Origin of the sequence: Mycolicibacterium insubricum, assembly GCF_010731615.1 — a bacterium.
Lineage (GTDB): Bacteria > Actinomycetota > Actinomycetes > Mycobacteriales > Mycobacteriaceae > Mycobacterium > Mycobacterium insubricum.
In genome coordinates this window covers 3,383,064-3,399,919 of sequence record NZ_AP022618.1, presented here as the reverse complement: position 1 = coordinate 3,399,919, position 16,856 = coordinate 3,383,064, and the positions used below count along the sequence as shown (strand labels likewise).

The following is a 16,856-nucleotide window of genomic DNA, read 5'->3' as shown; positions in this document are numbered from 1 at the left end:
AGTCCGCGACGGCAGTACCGTGGGGTGGTATGACCACCTCCGCGCAATCCCGCGATGACGTGCGGCGCGGCCTGACGGCTGCGGCGCGGACCGCGCATGCCGCGGGCGACTGGCAGGGCAGCTATGCGGGCTTCACCGCCGCCAGCTCGCTGGGCCCCCTGGACACCGAGGACCTGGCGGCGCTGGCGATCGCGGCCCGTCGGCTGGGCCGACTGGCCGAGTCCACCCGCTTGGCCGAGCTGGTCTTCACCCGCTACGCCCGCCGCGACCCGGTGTTGGCCGGCGAACAGGCCACCGAGCTGGCCCTGGCCTGGCTGACCCGCGGTGACCGGGTGAGTGCGCGCGGCTGGATCCAGCGGGCGCGCGCGCTGACCGACGGCGCCGGACCGGGCAGTGGCTATCTGGCCTATCTGGAGGTGTCGATCCTGGCCGACGAGCACCGGGTCGACGACGCCACCGCCGGGACCGACGAGCTCGCCGCGCTCGACGATCTGCTGGCCAACCCGGCCGTGCGGGCGCTGACCCTGGTCGCCCGGGGCCGGCTGGCGCTGGCCGACGACCGTGCCGATGCCGGTCACCGGCTGTTGGCGCAGGCACTGGCGGGCGCCGACGACCCCCGGGTGCCGATCGAATGGGCCGGCGAGGTCTACGGCACCGCGCTGCGCCACCTGCGCCGCGACGGTGAGCTCGCAACCAGCGCCCGCGGCGCCGACGCCATGGACCGCTGGTGTGAGCGGTTGGGGCTGGGCGGGCTGTATCGCGGTTGGGCGTCGCACGCGCGGGGTGTCGTCGCCGTCCGCACCGGGGCGCACCGCCGGGCGGTGGAAGCACTGTCCGCCGCATTGTGCGAATACCGAGTGCTACAGCCGCACCGTGACGTCGCCGACGCCTACGAGTGGCGAATGATGGCCCACCGCAGCCTCGGTGACTCGGCGGCCGCCGAGGCCGACTCGGCCACCGCCGCCGCCATCCGGCGGCTGCTCGGCGAGTGAGCGCCCTCGACGCAATCGCGGACTGGCCGGTACCGAACGCCGCCGCCGCGGTCATCGATGTCGACGGCCGGGTGCTGGCCGTCCACGGCGACGTGAACCGCCGGTTCCGGCTGGCGTCGGTGACAAAACCGCTGGTGGCCCGAGCCGTGCAGGTCGCCGTCGAGGAGGGCGCCTGCGACTGGGACACCCCGGCCGGGCCGCCCGGATCGACGCTGCGCCACCTGCTGGCCCACGCGTCGGGGTTGGCCATGCTCGACGACGCGATCCTCGCCCCGCCGGGCATCAAGCGGATCTACTCCAACACCGGCTTCCGGGTCGCCGCGCAGACGGTGGCCGAGCGGGCGGGCATCGAGTTCGGCGAGTACCTGGCCGAGGCGGTCTTCGCGCCGCTGGGCATGGCCGACTCGTCGTTGCCCGGGGGAGCCGAGACCGCGGGCTACGGCGGGGAGTCGACGGTCGCCGACCTGTCCCGATTCGCCGCCGATCTGCTCTCGCCGGTGACGGTGTCCCCGCAGATGCACGCCGAGGCGATCACCGTGGCCTTCCCCGGCCTGGGCGGGATCCTGCCCGGCTACGGCTCCCAGCGGCCCAATGACTGGGGGCTGGGCTTCGAGCTGCGCGACGGCAAGTCACCGCACTGGACCGGTGCGACGAACTCCCCGTCGACGTTCGGCCATTTCGGCCAGTCCGGCACGTTCATCTGGGCCGATCCGGTCGCCGAGCTGGCCCTGGTGGTGCTGACCGACCGGGACTTCGGGGACTGGGCGAAGCCGCTGTGGCCGGCGCTCTCTGATGAGGTTCTGAGAGAAATCGGCGCAGACTAGCGCAACAGGTGCCACACGAGGCACAATAGACACGCGAGACACACACATTGTGATGCTTCGGATCGGCAGAGGTCGTTGGGGAAGACGTCCCTCGTCGAACTTGAAGGAGCAGTCATGCGTGCGTCGAACCAATTCGCCGACGTGGCATCGGGCGTGGTCTACATCCACGCCTCACCCGCGGCGGTGTGCCCACACGTCGAGTGGGCGTTGTCGTCGACCCTCAATGCCCGGGCGAACCTGAAGTGGTCGCCGCAGCCGGCGCTGCCCGGACAACTGCGCGCGATCACCAACTGGGTCGGTCCGGTGGGCACCGGCGCCGCGCTGGCGTCGGCCCTGAGGTCCTGGTCGGTGCTGCGCTTCGAGGTCACCGAGGAGCCCAGCGAGGGCGTCGACGGACAGCGTTTCTGCCACACCCCGAGCCTGGGCCTGTGGAGCGGCACCATGAGCGCCAACGGCGACATCATGGTGGGGGAGATGCGCCTGCGGTCGCTGATGGACGCCGGCGCCGACACCCTCGCCGCCGAACTCGACAACGTGCTGGGCACCGCCTGGGACGAGGCCCTGGAGCCCTACCGCAACGGCGGCGAGGTCGCCGAGACCGTCTGGCTGGGCCGCGCCGTCGGGACGTAGTACTTGGCCGGGACCCAGATCTTGGGGCGCAAGCCCACGGCAGAGAGGTTGAGCCGCTGACCCCGTCAGCGGCTCAACTGCGTTTCTCCGGTTGACTCGTCAGCGGAGATTGAGGAATTGGTTGTTTCCCGCGGCACCACACATGCCGTTGTCGAACGAGAGGATACTGAGGTCCCCCACCTTTCTGCAGGTGGCGCTGGCCGACAGCATGGGCGTGGTGTGTCCGGGAATCCTGGGCCGGCAACCAGATTCATACGTTCGGACGACCGCCCGACGGACGTCGCTGCGGGCATTGCAGCCGAGACCTACTCGGAGCGCTCCCAGAGGCAGTTGCCGGTGAGCGTGACGGTGAACAGCCGGACCGGCGCTTCGAATTCGACCGGTTTGCCGGCATCACCGTTGACCTCGTGGGTCTGGGTGATCTTCGGGTTGTCGTCGCCGCCCTGCACATACGTCGCATGGCAGATGGCGTCCGACTCCTGCGGGGTACCCGTCCAGTGGCCGGCCATGAACTCCGGGTTCCGCACCCCTTGACCGTGCAGCACCAGCTCGGGGCCGGTGGACAGCCACCGGTCGGAGTTGGGGTACTCGGCACGGTAGTCCTGCCACGAGCCGTCCTTGCACTCCAACAGGCTCTTGCGGGCGCCGGGCTCGGTGGACTGGTCCGGCAGTTGCGTCACCGCGCCGTCCAGCGTCGCCGCGCACACGGCCCCGGACTGTGGCGATCCGGCCTGAGTCGGTGCCGGATCAGGGCCAGGGTCGGCGGAAGCGCAGGCCGCGCCGAGGGCTGCGGTCACCGTTGCAGTGGCAGCAGCCAGGGCGAGCGAGCGGCGGTTCATCAGGCGTAGCTGATCTTCAACTTGGACAGGTCGGTCTGCATCATCCGCGGGTTGTAGTCATTGCTGCCATTGCCGGTGTTATTCCACTGGGACAGGTTGTAGTACAGGTACTGCTTTCCGCCGGCGAGTTGCCCGGTGCCGGACAGCGGGTGGATCATCGGCGCGTACATCGAGGTGTTGGGCAGGTAGCCGTCATTGCCCTGTACGACCACCGCATTGGACCAGGCGCCCTCAGGGGTGTCCGAAACCCGCATCACCACGTTGTTCCCGCCGTCGGTGTACATGACGACGTATTTGCCCAGGTACTCGTTGTACTGCACCGACATCTCGCTGACATTGCCGTTGCCGTTGCTGGACGAGAAGATGCCACCGGGCTTGAAGCCTGACGGGTAGACCAGCTTCAGCAAGCCGACGAACGGCTTCAGGATGGTGCCGATGATTCCGGTCTCCGGGAACACCGAGGTGTTCGTGCCATTCGCCGTGATCACGGCGACGGCTTGGTCCGGCTTGCCGACGACCCAGTTCCCCGTGCCGTCCTTGTTGTCACCGGCGTAGTACTGATAGCTGTCGAGGTCGCCGATGGAGTTCTCCGGAACCCGGGCCAGATAGGCGTTGCCCTGTCGCCCGGATGGGGTGCCGTACACATACACATAGCGTTCGCCGGCGGTGTCCCCGTCGACATAGGAGTTGGGATCACCCGGCTTGCCGTAGGTCATGGCGTTCTGCTGGAAGTTGGCATTACCGCCGGTCGACGGGCGGACGCTGCTGTCATCGATCGTCCAGGTCTTGCCGCCGTCATCGGAATGCGCCACTGCCGACCAGTTTGTGGTCCAACTACCCGCCTGGCCCCATTGCTTGATCGACATGACGGTGGCGTACTGCCGGAACACCGGGTTGCCATCTTCGTCGATGGCCTGTTGACCGGTTTCGTCAATCACGGCTTTCCCCCCGAGTCCCGCGGTCGGGATGAGGGTGAACGTCTTAACGTTGTTGCCCTGGGTCTTGTCGATCCGGTCGATTTCCGTGTCGGGGATGATCTGGGTAGCACCTGCCCGGTTGCCGTCCGGGTTGTCTGTGACCTTCCAGCGGCTGGGGTTCCACCAAGCGTTCTTCGTGTAGTCCCCGCCCGGGCTGATCACGGCGTCGTTGTACTGGATGCCGTTGGTCAGATCCAGGTCGTTCGAGCGCAGCAGCACATTGTCTCGCCAGCCGTTGCCCTCGTTCGGCGCGCCGCCGGTGTTGTAGGTGTCGCCGAAGATGGAGTAGACGACTGGGTTGCCGTTCTTGTCGGTGCCACCGACCCAGGTGATGCCGAGGTCGGTGCCGCCGACGTACCAGTTCTGCATGGTGTTGGTATTGGGGCCCGTGGTCCAGCCGACCTGCTTGGAGCTCATATCGCCGGAGAGCACCGGGGCCTTGCTCTGTCCGGGTCCCGTCACGGTTTCGCCGACCTGCGGTGTGCTGTCCTGGTTCTGCGCCACCGCCATGGTCCGCATCGCGGTGTTGCTGCTGGCGGTGATTGGCGCGGCGCCGGTTCCCACCGACTCGCCGTCCTTGGCCGACTTGACCTCCACCCCGTCGATCTCGAGGTCCTTGTCGGCTTCCTTGCGGGTCCAGGCGGCCAGCGCCCAGGCGAACGGCGACTGGGTGGGCGTCCCGGGGCCACCGCCGGCCAGCGGCGAGAGCCCGGTGGCCACCAGCAGGCTGGACACCAGGGTGGCCGCGGCGCCGGGCTTCACCCCCGGAACGTCGACGCTGGGGAGCGAAGTGTTCGCGAGCGTGCCGGACGCATTGGCGACGAACGCCTGCACCGGTGCGGGGGTATCGCTCAGCTGCTTCTCGCCGAAGACGGACAGGCCGCGGAACGGGCTGCCCTGGGAGTCGACGGTGTTCTCTGCCTTGGCCAGGGCGGCGCGGCTCAGCGCGGGCACGTCGGCCGCGCGGCCGGTGGCCATGGTGACGGCCGGAGTCGCCGCGGCGCCCAGTCGGGCGGCGACGTCGGTGATCGAGCGTCGATTGTTCGAGCGCGTCGGGACGTCTGCGGCATCCGGGCGGGTGATGGGGGTGGCACCCAGGCCGGAGGCCGACCGGTCGACCAACTGGGCGGGCGTCTTGGCGACGACCGCGGGAATGTTCGCGACGGCCTCTTGCACGCCCGCGAACGGGTCGCGCACCTTCGGCCGCGGGGCCCGAGTTTCTGGCTGGGCGGCCGGGGCGCTCTCCTCGACGGTGCGGGTGGTCGTCTTGGGCGCGCCGGTCGAGGGGGCCGATCCGGTCAGGCTGCCGGTGATCGTGCGCAGGCGTTCGCCCAGCCGCGGCCGGGGATCCGGACTGGTGCTGTCGGTGTCACCGGCGGCCGACGGGGTCGTCTTGGTCTTGGGGGTGTGCGAGGCCCGGGCCTGGCCGGATTCCTGGTTGCCGCCGGCATCGGCGCCCTTGTCCTGCCCCGACCCCGCAGCCCGGGCGGCGCGTCGCTCGGCCCGGGAGTTGCCGGGCCTGTTGTCCGATGAGGCCGAGGAATTGCGGTCGTTGTGCTTGGGGTTGTCGGCCTGGGCGATCCCGGTCACGCCGGATATCGCGGCGCCGACGCCCAGCACCACCGCCAGTGTGCCGACCCGACCGATAATTGCTGAAGACTTCACGCAACCGCTCCCTGAATTCCGTCGACCCCCCGACGTATGACTGCCATCCAATCCCGGCCGCAGCGAACTTACAGCGAAAACGCAACGACTCACAGGTTCGGAAAGTCGGCACCACTGTATAGCGCAGCCTGCACAATTGTCACTTTTTTCACAGGGGCCCCGGGCGTGTCAGGCTTGAATCCTGTGCCGCCCCAGCTCCGGTGGTCGATCCGTGACCCGTTTGCCAGCGGCCCGCCAGCGCGGCCAAAGCTGCCACCCACGTCCGCTCCCTACCGTCGGTGCCATCGGGTCGACCGCCCGACAGAACAGGAGATAAACCATGACGATCAGCCGCATTGTTGCCGCCTCCGCGCTGGCGGCGGGTCTGGGCGCCGCGGGCCTGGGCCTGGCCATGGGCACCGCCGCCGCCGACCCCGGCCGCTGCGATCACCCGGGCTGCCAGATTGGGGGACGTCCGATCGAGCAGCGCGGCATCGACGACGCTCGCCGTGACCACCAGCCGTTCTGGCACAACGGCCACCGGGTCGACCCGATGCGCTCGGGTGATGGCCGTGGCTGGGGCTACTGGGACGGCGGCATCTGGAACTGGCTGTAACCCCTCCGCAGACTTGCCGGCGAGTCGCCCGGACCCCGAACGGGGTCCGGGCGATTCTCTTTTCGCCCCCTTCGGCTCCCACCCGTTTGCCAGCCGTCGTGCAGCAGGTCCTGATAGTCGCAGTTCAGTACCTGAAACACCCGCCACCCCTGCAACAGAGATCACATAAACCACATCCGTGTCAGGCTTGACCGTAAAGCGCAAAACTCTTTCCGAGACGGTATCGACACCCAAACGCGACCGGTTTGCCAGCCCGCCGCCAGCGCCGGCGCAGCGATCACCAACGTCGTCTCCCTAATTTCACTCGCATCGGGGTGAACACCCGAGCATCGAAAAGCAAGGAGAACATTGTGACAATGAGTCGTTATTTCGTGGCATCGGCCTTGGTGGCCGGGCTGGGTGCGGCCGGGCTGGGTCTGGCCATGGGCACCGCCAGTGCCGACTACGGCCGCTGCGACCACCCGGGTTGCCAGGTCGGCGGACGTCCGCTGGAGCAGCGCGGCCTCGAGGACGCCCGCCGCGACCACCAGGCGTTCTGGCACAACGGTCACCGCGTCGACCCGATGCGCTCGGGGGACGGCCGCGGTTGGGGCTACTGGGAACAGGGGCGCTGGAACGCGCTGTAAACGGCCACCTCGCGAAAAACACGATCGCCCGGGCTCGCATGAGCCCGGGCGATCGCGTCGGTTGGGGATTACAGCGGGATGTTCTTGTGCCGCCCGCGTCGGGTCGGGGCCTCGGCCAGTGCCTGGGCCAGTGCCGACCGGGTGTGCGCGGGATCGATCTTCTCGTCGACGACGCCGATCTCGACGGCCGAGTCCACGCCGCCGGCGATCCGCTCGTGCTCGAGCGCGAGTTCCTCGTGCAGGGCGTCGCGCTCGGCGGCGTCCTCGACGGCGGCCAGCTTGCGCTTGTGCAGGATCCCGACGGCGGCCTTGGCGCCCATGACGGCGACCTCGGCGTCCGGCCAGGCGAACACCTTGGTGGCGCCCAGCGAGCGAGAGTTCATCGCGATGTACGCGCCGCCGTAGATCTTGCGGGTCACCAGGGTGACGCGGGGGACCGACGCCTCACCGAAGGCGTGCAGCAGCTTGGCGCCGCGGCGAACCACGCCGCCCCACTCCTGGTCCACGCCGGGCAGATACCCGGGCACGTCGACCACCACGACCAGCGGGATGCCGAACGCGTTGCACAGCCGGACGAACCGGGCGGCCTTCTCCGCGCTCTCGGAGTTCAGGCAGCCACCGAGGCGCAGCGGGTTGTTGGCCAGCACACCGACGGTGCGCCCGGCCAGCCGGCCCAGCCCCACCACCATCGACGGCGCCCACTTGGCCTGGAACTCCTCGAACGGCGCGTCGGCGTCGAGCAGCGCCTCGACCAGCGGATGCACGTCGTAGGCGCGCTTGGCGGACTCGGGCAGCAGGGCGTGCAGGTCGGTGTCGCCGGCCTCGGCCTTGGACCGGTCGAAGTGACCCTGCTGGCAGAAGTAGCCGATCAACCGGCGGCCGCGCTCGTAGGCGTCGAGCTCGTCGTCGGCGACGATGTGACAGACACCGGACTTGCGGTGATGGGTGTTCGGGCCGCCGAGGGACTCCATGTCGACGTCCTCGCCGGTGACGCTGCGCACCACGTCCGGACCGGTGACGAACACCCGGCCCTCGGGCGCCATGATGACGATGTCGGTCAGCGCCGGGCCGTAGGCCGCGCCGCCGGCCGCGAAGCCGACGACCACCGAGATCTGCGGGATGAAGCCGGACGCCCGGATCATCGCCTCGAAGACAAGGCCGACGGCGTGCAGGGCGCGCACGCCCTCGGCCAGCCGGGCGCCACCGGAGTGCCAGATGCCGACGATCGGGCTGCCCTCGTTGATGGCGACGTCGTAGGCGTTGACGATGTGCGCGCAGCCGTCGACGCCCATGGCGCCGCCCATCACGGTCCCGTCGGTGGCGAAGGCGATGGTGCGCACGCCGTTGACGTTGCCGCCGGCGGCCAGCACGCCCGACTTGTCGCGCTCGTGCAGCAGCTCGACGGTGCCGTCGTCGAAGAACGTGGACAGCCGCAGCAGCGGGTCACGGGGGTCTACGGACTCGTTCACCGCGTCGGGGGCCGGGGCTGTCATGGAACTCCTAGATGTGATCAGTACTTTCCGAAGGCGATCGCGACGTTGTGCCCGCCAAATCCGAAAGAGTTGTTGATGGCGTACTGGTAGTCACCGGTACGCGGGGAACCCGCGACGACATCGAGATCGATCTCGGGGTCGAGATTGACCAGGTTGCGGGTGGCGGGGACGATCCCGTCGCGCAGCGCCTGGACGGTCAGGATGGACTCGACCGCACCGACGGCGCCGACCGAGTGGCCCAGCGCCGACTTGGGCGCGTACACCGCGGGCTTGTGCCCGCGCATCGCCCGGTTGATGGCCTTGCCCTCGGCGACGTCACCGACGTTGGTGCCCGTCGCGTGGGCGTTGATGTGGTCGATGTCGGTGGGCACCAGGCCGGCCAGTTCGATGGCCCGGCTCATGGCGTGCCCGGCGCGTTCCCCGTTGGGGTCCGGAGCCACCATGTGGAAACCGTCGGAGGTGACCGAGGCACCCATGATGCGGGCCAGGATGTTGGCGCCGCGGGCCTTGGCGTGCTCCTCGGTCTCGATGACCAGCAGCGCGCCGGCCTCACCGAAGACGAACCCGTTGCGGTCCCGGTCGAACGGCCGGCAGGCGCCCTGGGGGTCGTCGTTGGAGTTGGACAGCACGATCCGCATCTGGGCGAAGCCGGCGATCGGCACCGCCTCGATCTTGGTCTCCACGCCGCCGCAGATGGCGATGTCGGCCTCGCCGTAGGCGATGTTGCGCCAGGCGTTGGCGATCGCCTCCGAGCCCGACGCGCACGCCGAGATCGAGGTGCAGACGCCGGCCTTGGCGCCGCGGTCCAGGCCGATGACCGCCGCGGCGCCGTTGGGCATGTACATCTGCACGACGAGCGGGGACACCGCCCGCAGACCGCGGGACCGCATGCCGTCGTAGGCGAAGACCAGCTCCTCGGCCGATCCCAGCCCGGTGCCGACCGACACCATCAGACGGTTGGTGTCGACCTCCGGATTACCGGCGTTCTCCCAGACCCGGCGGCCCAGTACGACCGCCATCTTCTGCAGATAGGACATCCGCCGGCGTTCCACCTTGGACAACTCGTCGTCGAACTCCTCGAGGAGGTGACCTCCGATGCGGACCGGGAGGTCGTACTCCTCGACGAACGAGTCGGTGAGGGTGCGAATGCCGGACTGCCCGTCGAGCAGGTTCTTCCAGGTGTCTTCGGCGCTGGTCCCCAACGCGGTCGTCATCGCAATTCCGGTGACGACGACGTTGGGCAGACCGTTGCCCGTAGCCAGCGGTGCCATGGATCTAGCTCAGGTCCCTTCTGCTGCGATCAGTACTTTCCGAATGCCAGCGCGACGTTGTGGCCACCGAACCCGAACGAGTTGTTGATGGCGTACTGGTAGTCACCGTAGCGCGGTTCCTTGGCGACGACGTCGAGGTCGATCTCCGGATCCGGTGTCTCGTAGTTGAGCGTCGGCGGGATGACGCCGTCGCGCAGGGCGAGCACGGTCAGGATCGACTCGAGGGCACCGACGGCGCCGATCGAGTGACCCAGCGCCGACTTCGGGGCATACACGGCGGCGTGGTCCACACCGGCCACGCGCAGGGCGTTGGCCTCGGCGACGTCGCCGATCGGAGTGGCGGTGGCGTGCGCGTTGACGTGGGAGATGTCGCCGGCGGACAAGCCCGCCGTCTCGATCGCCCGCTTCATCGCCTGGCCGGCGCGTGCACCGTCGGAGGCCGGAGCCACCATGTGGAACGCGTCGGAGGTGATGCCCGCACCCATCAGGCGGGCCAGCGGCTTGGCGCCGCGGGCCAGTGCATGCTCCTCGGTCTCGATGATCATCATGGCCCCGGCCTCACCGAACACGAAGCCGTCGCGGTCCTTGTCGAACGGGCGCGACGCCCCGGCCGGGTCATCGTTGCGGGTGGACATGGCGCGCATCATCGAGAACGCCGCGATCGGCAACGCCTCGATGCCGCCCTCCACGCCGCCGCAGACGACGAAGTCGGCGTCACCCATGACGATGTGGCGCCACGCGTGGGCGATGGCCTCCGAGCCCGACGAACACGCCGAGACCGGGGTGACGACCCCGGCGCGGGCGCCGAGCTGCAGGCCGGCCACGGCGGCAGCGCCGTTGGGCATGATCATCTGAACGGCGAGCGGGGACACCTTGCGGGGCCCGCCCTCGTTCATCGCGTCGTAGGTTTCGACGATCTTCTCGCCGCCGCCGAGACCGGTACCGATGACCACCGCGAACCGGTCGGGGTCGACCTCGGGATTACCCGCGGACTCCCACAGTCGACCGGAGACCAGCTTGGACATCCGCTGGACGTAGGACATGCGGCGCATGTCGATTCGCGTCATGTGGTCGTCGATGTCGTCCACGAGGTGGCCGCCGATGCGGACCGGAAGGTCCCACTTGGTGACGAAATCGTCCTCGAGGACGCGGATACCGCTCTCGCCGGCCAGCAGGGCCTTCCACGTGCCCTCGGCATCCGCCGCGAGCGCCGTGGTGGCCTCGACAGCCGTTACGACGACCGAGGGGAAACCGCCATTGGCAGTGGAAGGACGGGTCACGAGTCCGAACCGAACTTCTCGCGCAGCGCGGCGGCGGCCTCGGGGTTCTCTTCTTCCAGCTTCTGGATGTAGGCGACGACGTCACCGACGGTACGCAGACCGGCCAGGTCCTCGTCGGGGATCTTCACGCCGTACTTGTCCTCGGTCTGCACGGCGATCTCGACCATCGACAGCGAGTCGATGTCCAGGTCGTCGACGAAGGACTTCTCCATGGTGACCTCGGACGGCTCGATGCCGGTCACTTCTTCGATGATCTCGGCGATGCCGGCGATGATTCGTTCCTGCTCGGGGGTGGTGGCCACGGGGGCTCCTTCTATTTATCAACGGACAGCTGACGGTTGCCAGCTGCTTTCAGGTAGTGCTGGTACTGCGGTGGTGCTGGTCTTTCGGTGGTGCTGGTCTTTTCGTCCTGGACGGTCAGATCTCGGCGAGTCCGTCCAGGTCGGACGGGGTCTTGATGGCGTGCGTCGGGGTGCCCTTCAGCTCCCGCTTGGCGATCCCGGCCAGCGCTCCGGCCGGCGGGAACTCGACGACGGCGGCGACGCCGGCGTCGCGCATGGTGGCGGTGCACAGGTCCCAACGCACCGGGCGGGTCATCTGCGCGACCAGCTTTTCCATCGCGTCCGCGGCGGAGGTGACCGGCCGGCCGTCGGCGTTGGACAGCAGCGTGGTGGTCGGCTCGCTGGGGGCGATCCCGGCCGCCGCGGCGGCGTAGGCGTCCTGGGCCGATGCCATGAAGTGGGTGTGGAACGCGCCGGCGGTGGCCAGCGGGCGGACCCGGGCCTTGGCCGGCGGGTTCTCGGCCAGCTTGGCCAGTGCCTCGACCCGGCCGGCGGCGACGATCTGGCCGGCGGCGTTGCGGTTGGCCGGGACCAGGTCCAAATCGGCCAGCGCCGCCAGCACCTCGGTCTCGTCACCGCCGAGCACCGCGGACATGCCGGTGGGCACCTCGGCGCAGGCCTTGGCCATCTCCCGGCCGCGGGTGGCGGCCAGCGCGACGGCATCGTCGGGGCTGATCACCCCAGCGATGGCGTAGGCGGCGATCTCGCCCACGGAGTGGCCGGCGAGGATGGTCGGGCGGTCGGCCAGCAGCCCGCGTTCGCGCAGCTGACGGGCGGCCAGCAGGGTCGCGGCGACCACCAGCGGCTGAGTGATGGCGGTATCGGTGATCTCGTCGGCCTCGGCGGTGGTGCCGAGGCGGGCCAGGTCCAGGCCGCTGGCGGCGGACCAGGCCGCGATCTGGTCGACGGCGCCGGGCAGTTCGAGCCAAGGGCTCAGCATCCCGGGGGTCTGAGATCCCTGGCCGGGTGCGAGCAGCGCAATAGTCGATTCGGGCACGTAATTAAGAGAACACTGTGAAGGGTGTTTTGCGCGGTGTGCGACATTATGAATGTCGTCTTGGATTTTTGTAGGTATCCCACAAAACGGCGGGTGGGGGAGCTAGGAAGTAGGCCGGTTGTGTCTCGGATCTCTCCAGAAAGACGGGTTACTTCCTTAATTTAGGGACTCCACAGGCGGGAAACCGTCGGGATGCCCCGGGTCGACGGCCGCCGGCTCCGCGACGTCCGCGTGCTGCGGCCCGGACGACTGCAGGCCCAGCCGGCCCAGGGTGGAGGCGATCCGCAAGACATACCCGTCGCGCGGGACGGCGGGGTCGCGGCCGGTGAAGTCGGCGATCCGGCGCAGTCGGTAGCGCACGGTGTTGGGGTGGACGAACAACCGGCGCGCACACGCCTCGATGGCGCCGCCGGAATCGAGATATGCGTCCAGGGTCTCGGTCAGTGCCGGTCCGGCCTCGGCAAGCGGACGCATGACGTCGAGCTGCAACGTCGCAATCGCGGTCGGATCGCCGATCAGCGCACGCTCGGGCAGCAGCTCGCGCGCGGCGACCGGCCGCGGTGCCCCGGACCAGCCGGCGACGGCGTTCATACCGGAGATCGCCTCGCGGGCGCTGTGCGAGGCGGCGGTCAGCGTCGGCGCCGTCGGCCCGAGCACCACCGGGCCGTCGGAGAACGCCGTCAGCAGATCGGAGCGGAACCGGTCGGTGGGGCCGAGCTGGCCGGAGACGATGGTCACCAGCAGGGTTCCGTGGATGTCGCTGAGGGCGGCGCGGCCGTGCCGGGTGGCGATCCGGCGGATCTCGTCGATCGCGTGTTTCTCGTCGGTGCCCGGGTGCGGGGTGCCGACGACGACGGTGGCCGGCGCGGTGGTGTCCCAGTTCAGCGTCGCCGCCCGGGACAGCAGCTCGGGGCCGGTGTCACCGCGGACGACGGCGTCGACGACGCTGGCCTCCATCCTCGCGTCCCAGCTGCCCCGAGCCTCGGCGGCGTTGGCGTAGCCCGAGGCCGCCGCGAACGCCAGGTCCCGCGAATAGCGCAGGATGCCGACGGTCAGTGCGGTCAGCTGCTCCTCGGAGCGGGCCAGCAGCGGCACCACCTGCTCGAAGTACTCCATGGCCACCCGGACCATGTCGACGGTGTGACGCAACGAGATGGTCCGGGTCAGATCCGCCGGGACCAGCGCGAACGCCTCGGCGGTGTGGTCGGTGTTGGACTGCGGGTCGGCCATCCACTCGACGAACTTGGCCACCGCGGTCTGCACCACGAGTTGCACGCTGGCCCGCTGATCGGCCGTCAGGTCCTCGAAGAAGCTCAGCCGTTCGGCCATCACCCCGACGGCGTCGGTGGCCAGGCGCCCCGAGTACTGCTTGATCCGGCGCAGCGTCGACTCCGGGACGTTCTCCAGCACCTCGAGCGCCGAGCGGGGCACGAACCGGGTATCGGGCACAGAGGAAACGCTACGCGCTACCGGTGTCCCGATAGGAGACCGCGGCGGCGAAGACGTCGTCGATCCGGTACTGCTTGGCCGCGGCGACCGCGACCGACGGGTCGATGGCACCGTCGCGGGCCAGTCCCTGCAGCGTGGCCACCACCACCGACTCGGCGTCGGTGTTGAAGTAGCGCCGGGCGGCGGGGCGGGTATCGGAGAAGCCGAAGCCGTCGGTGCCCAGCGTGACGTAGGTGCCGGGCACCCACGGCCGGATCTGCTCGGGCACCGCCCGCATCCAGTCCGACACCGCCACCACCGGGCCCGCGCTGTTGGCCAGTGCCCGGGTGACATAGGGCTGCGGGGCGTCCGCGCCGAACCGTTCGGGGTGGCGCAGCAACTCCCGCTCGACGGCGACGCCGTCCCGGTTGAGCTCGCCCCAGCTGGTCACCGACCACACGTCGGCGGCGACGTCCCATTCGGCGGCCAGCATGTCGGCCGCGCGCAGCGCCTCGGGCATCGCCACCCCGGAGGCCAGGATCTGGGCGGTGTTGGCGCGGCGCTCGGTGGCGGCGCGGTAGCGGTAGATGCCCCGACGCAGGCCGTCGACGTCGAGGTCCTCGGGCTGGGCGGGCTGCGGGTAGGGCTCGTTGTAGATCGTCATATAGAAGTAGACGTTCTCCGGGTTCTCGCCGAACATCCGGTGCAGGCCGCTGTCGATGATGTGGGCGACCTCGTAGGCGAACGCCGGATCGTAGGAGACCACCGCCGGGTTGGTCGCGGCCAGCAGCAGCGAGTGCCCGTCGGCGTGCTGCAGTCCCTCACCGGTCAGCGTGGTCCGCCCCGCGGTGGCGCCGAGCACGAACCCGCGCGTCATCTGGTCGGCGGCGGCCCAGAAGTTGTCGCCGGTGCGCTGGAACCCGAACATCGAATAGAAGATGTAGATCGGGATCATCGGCTCGTCGTGGGTGGCATACGAGGTGCCGACGGCGATGAACGACGCCGACGACCCGGCCTCGTTGATGCCCTCGTGCAGGATGTGCCCGTCTTCGCTCTCCCGATAGGCCAGCATCAGTTCGGAGTCCACCGAGCGGTACGTCTGCCCGTTGCGGTTGTAGATCTTGAGCGTGGGGAACCACGAGTCCATGCCGAAGGTGCGGGCCTCGTCGGGGATGATCGGCACGATCCGCCAGCCGATGTTCTTGTCCCGCAACAGTTCTTTGAACACCCGGACCGTCGCCATGGTGGTGGCGACCTCCTGGTTCCCGGACCCCTTCAGCACCGAGGCGTAGATGTCGGTCCCGGGAATCTCCAGGGCCTTGGCCTTGGTGCGGCGCTCCGGAACGAACCCGCCGAGCGCGCGGCGGCGATCCAGCATGTAGCGGATTTCCGGGGCGTCGGGGCCGGGGTGGTAGTACGGCGGCAGGTAGGGATCGGCCTCCAGCTGGGCATCGGTGATCGGCACCCGCGCGGTGTCGCGGAACGCCTTGAGATCGTCGAGTGCCAGCTTCTTCATCTGGTGGGTGGCGTTTCGGCCCTCGAAGTGGGTACCCAGCGTGTAGCCCTTGATGGTCTTGGCCAGGATCACCGTCGGCTGCCCGTGGTGATCCAGCGCCGCCCGGTAGGCGGCGTACACCTTCCGGTAGTCGTGGCCGCCGCGCTTGAGCCGCCAGATGTCGGCGTCGGAGAGGTTCTTGGCCAGTTCCTTGGTGCGCGGGTCCCGGTTGAACCAGTTCTCCCGGATGAACCCGCCGTCGTTGGCGCGCAGCGTCTGGTAGTCGCCGTCGGGGGTGTTGTTCATCAGGTTGACCAGCGCGCCGTCCTTGTCGGCGTGCAGCAGGGCGTCCCATTCCCGGCCCCACACCACCTTGATGACGTTCCAGCCCGCACCCCGGAAGAACGACTCCAGCTCCTGGATGATCTTGCCGTTGCCGCGTACCGGACCGTCCAGGCGCTGCAGGTTGCAGTTGATGACGAAGGTGAGGTTGTCCAGGCCCTCGTTCGCCGCGACCTGCAGCAGCCCGCGGCTCTCCGGCTCGTCCATCTCGCCGTCGCCCAGGAACGCCCACACGTGCTGGTCGGAGGTGTCCTTGATGCCGCGGTCGTGCAGGTAGTGGTTGAACCGGGCCTGGTAGATGGCGTTCATCGGGCCCAGGCCCATCGATACCGTCGGGAACTCCCAGAAGTCGGGCATCAGCCGGGGGTGCGGGTAGGACGGCAGGCCGCCGCCGCGATGGCTGTGTTCCTGGCGGAACCCGTCGAGGCGGTCCTCGGTGAGGCGGCCCTCCAGGAAGGCGCGGGCGTAGATGCCGGGGGAGGCGTGGCCCTGGATGAAAATCTGGTCACCGCCGCCGGGGTGGGCCTTACCCCGGAAGAAGTGGTTGAAGCCGACCTCGTAGAGGCTGGCCGAGGAGGCGTAGGTGGAGATGTGCCCGCCCACCCCGATGCCCGGTCGCTGGGCGCGGTGCACCATGATCGCGGCGTTCCACCGGATCCACAGCCGGTAGCGGCGCTCGAGTTCCTCGTCGCCGGGGAACCACGGCTCCAGTTCGGTGGGGATGGTGTTGACGTAGTCGGTGGAGGTCAGTGCCGGGATCGCCACCCGCTGCTCGCCGGCGCGTTCCAGCAGCCGCAGCATCAGATAGCGGGCGCGGGCCGGGCCGGAGCGGCCCACCATGTCGTCGAACGATTCCAGCCATTCACCGGTCTCGTCGGGGTCGATGTCGGGCAGGTACGACGCGACGCCCTCGCGGATCACCCGGACCCGGTCGTGCTCGGAGGTGCGAGCCTTGTTGTCGCGATTGAACTCGGTGGTCAACGTCGGCTCCTCGGTATAGACAAGTGCGTGGTGCACCTCCTATCAAACCCCAACGCGGACCGTCGTGTTCGGTCGCCTGG

The 16,856-nt window shown here is 69.1% G+C and carries 14 protein-coding genes; 5 read left to right on the top strand and 9 right to left on the bottom strand.

The window, feature by feature from the left end:
* Positions 1–29 precede the first annotated feature (29 nt).
* The 3 genes from G6N16_RS16055 (at position 30) to G6N16_RS16045 (ending at position 2,446) form a co-directional block, all read left to right on the top strand.
* Positions 30–992, top strand: a complete 963-nt coding sequence (locus G6N16_RS16055) for a hypothetical protein (RefSeq protein ID WP_083028898.1) — start codon at positions 30–32, stop codon at positions 990–992.
* Positions 989–1,816, top strand: a complete 828-nt coding sequence (locus G6N16_RS16050) for a serine hydrolase domain-containing protein (protein WP_083028899.1) — start codon at positions 989–991, stop codon at positions 1,814–1,816. Before G6N16_RS16055 ends, G6N16_RS16050 begins: the two co-directional genes overlap by 4 nt.
* A 114-nt stretch (positions 1,817–1,930) precedes the next feature.
* Entirely contained in the window at positions 1,931–2,446 is a 516-nt protein-coding gene (locus tag G6N16_RS16045) for a DUF3145 domain-containing protein (RefSeq protein WP_083028900.1), read from the top strand.
* Between the two features lie 305 nt (positions 2,447–2,751).
* Here G6N16_RS16045 and G6N16_RS16040 read toward each other — a convergent pair whose 3' ends face one another.
* Positions 2,752–3,285, bottom strand: coding sequence for a hypothetical protein (locus G6N16_RS16040; RefSeq protein WP_083028901.1), 534 nt, complete (start codon positions 3,283–3,285; stop codon positions 2,752–2,754).
* On the bottom strand, positions 3,285–5,927 hold the full coding sequence (locus G6N16_RS16035; protein WP_133052850.1) for a glycoside hydrolase family 183 protein: 2,643 nt from the start codon (positions 5,925–5,927) through the stop codon (positions 3,285–3,287). Before G6N16_RS16035 ends, G6N16_RS16040 begins: the two co-directional genes overlap by 1 nt.
* A 319-nt stretch (positions 5,928–6,246) precedes the next feature.
* On the opposite strand from G6N16_RS16035, the gene G6N16_RS16030 reads away from it, so the two are divergent.
* Both G6N16_RS16030 and G6N16_RS16025 read left to right on the top strand, forming a co-directional pair.
* Positions 6,247–6,522, top strand: coding sequence for a hypothetical protein (locus G6N16_RS16030; RefSeq protein ID WP_083028903.1), 276 nt, complete (start codon positions 6,247–6,249; stop codon positions 6,520–6,522).
* A gap of 356 nt (positions 6,523–6,878) precedes the next feature.
* Positions 6,879–7,148: a hypothetical protein gene (locus G6N16_RS16025; protein WP_083028904.1), complete on the top strand. Its 270-nt coding sequence runs from the start codon at positions 6,879–6,881 to the stop codon at positions 7,146–7,148.
* A gap of 68 nt (positions 7,149–7,216) precedes the next feature.
* Here G6N16_RS16025 and G6N16_RS16020 read toward each other — a convergent pair whose 3' ends face one another.
* The 7 genes from G6N16_RS16020 to aceE all read right to left on the bottom strand — a co-directional run bounded on the left by G6N16_RS16020 (position 7,217) and on the right by aceE (position 16,776).
* Positions 7,217–8,641 carry an acyl-CoA carboxylase subunit beta gene (locus tag G6N16_RS16020; protein WP_083028905.1) on the bottom strand — a complete coding sequence of 475 codons (1,425 nt, stop codon included), beginning with the start codon at positions 8,639–8,641 and terminating at the stop codon, positions 7,217–7,219.
* Between the two features lie 17 nt (positions 8,642–8,658).
* Positions 8,659–9,912, bottom strand: a complete 1,254-nt coding sequence (kasB, locus tag G6N16_RS16015; RefSeq protein ID WP_083028906.1) for a 3-oxoacyl-ACP synthase KasB — start codon at positions 9,910–9,912, stop codon at positions 8,659–8,661.
* 29 nt (positions 9,913–9,941) lie between these two features.
* The gene (gene kasA, locus G6N16_RS16010) at positions 9,942–11,192 is read right to left on the bottom strand and encodes a 3-oxoacyl-ACP synthase KasA (RefSeq protein WP_083028907.1); all 1,251 of its coding nucleotides are present in this window, start codon (positions 11,190–11,192) and stop codon (positions 9,942–9,944) included.
* A complete protein-coding gene (gene acpM, locus G6N16_RS16005; protein ID WP_083028908.1) occupies positions 11,189–11,494 on the bottom strand; it encodes a meromycolate extension acyl carrier protein AcpM in 306 nt (101 codons plus the stop codon). Before acpM ends, kasA begins: the two co-directional genes overlap by 4 nt.
* A 115-nt stretch (positions 11,495–11,609) precedes the next feature.
* The gene (locus G6N16_RS16000) at positions 11,610–12,530 is read right to left on the bottom strand and encodes an ACP S-malonyltransferase (protein WP_083028909.1); all 921 of its coding nucleotides are present in this window, start codon (positions 12,528–12,530) and stop codon (positions 11,610–11,612) included.
* Between the two features lie 156 nt (positions 12,531–12,686).
* A complete protein-coding gene (locus tag G6N16_RS15995) occupies positions 12,687–13,979 on the bottom strand; it encodes a PucR family transcriptional regulator (RefSeq protein WP_083028910.1) in 1,293 nt (430 codons plus the stop codon).
* 10 nt (positions 13,980–13,989) lie between these two features.
* Positions 13,990–16,776: a pyruvate dehydrogenase (acetyl-transferring), homodimeric type gene (aceE, locus tag G6N16_RS15990; protein ID WP_083028931.1), complete on the bottom strand. Its 2,787-nt coding sequence runs from the start codon at positions 16,774–16,776 to the stop codon at positions 13,990–13,992.
* Positions 16,777–16,856: the final 80 nt, after the last annotated feature.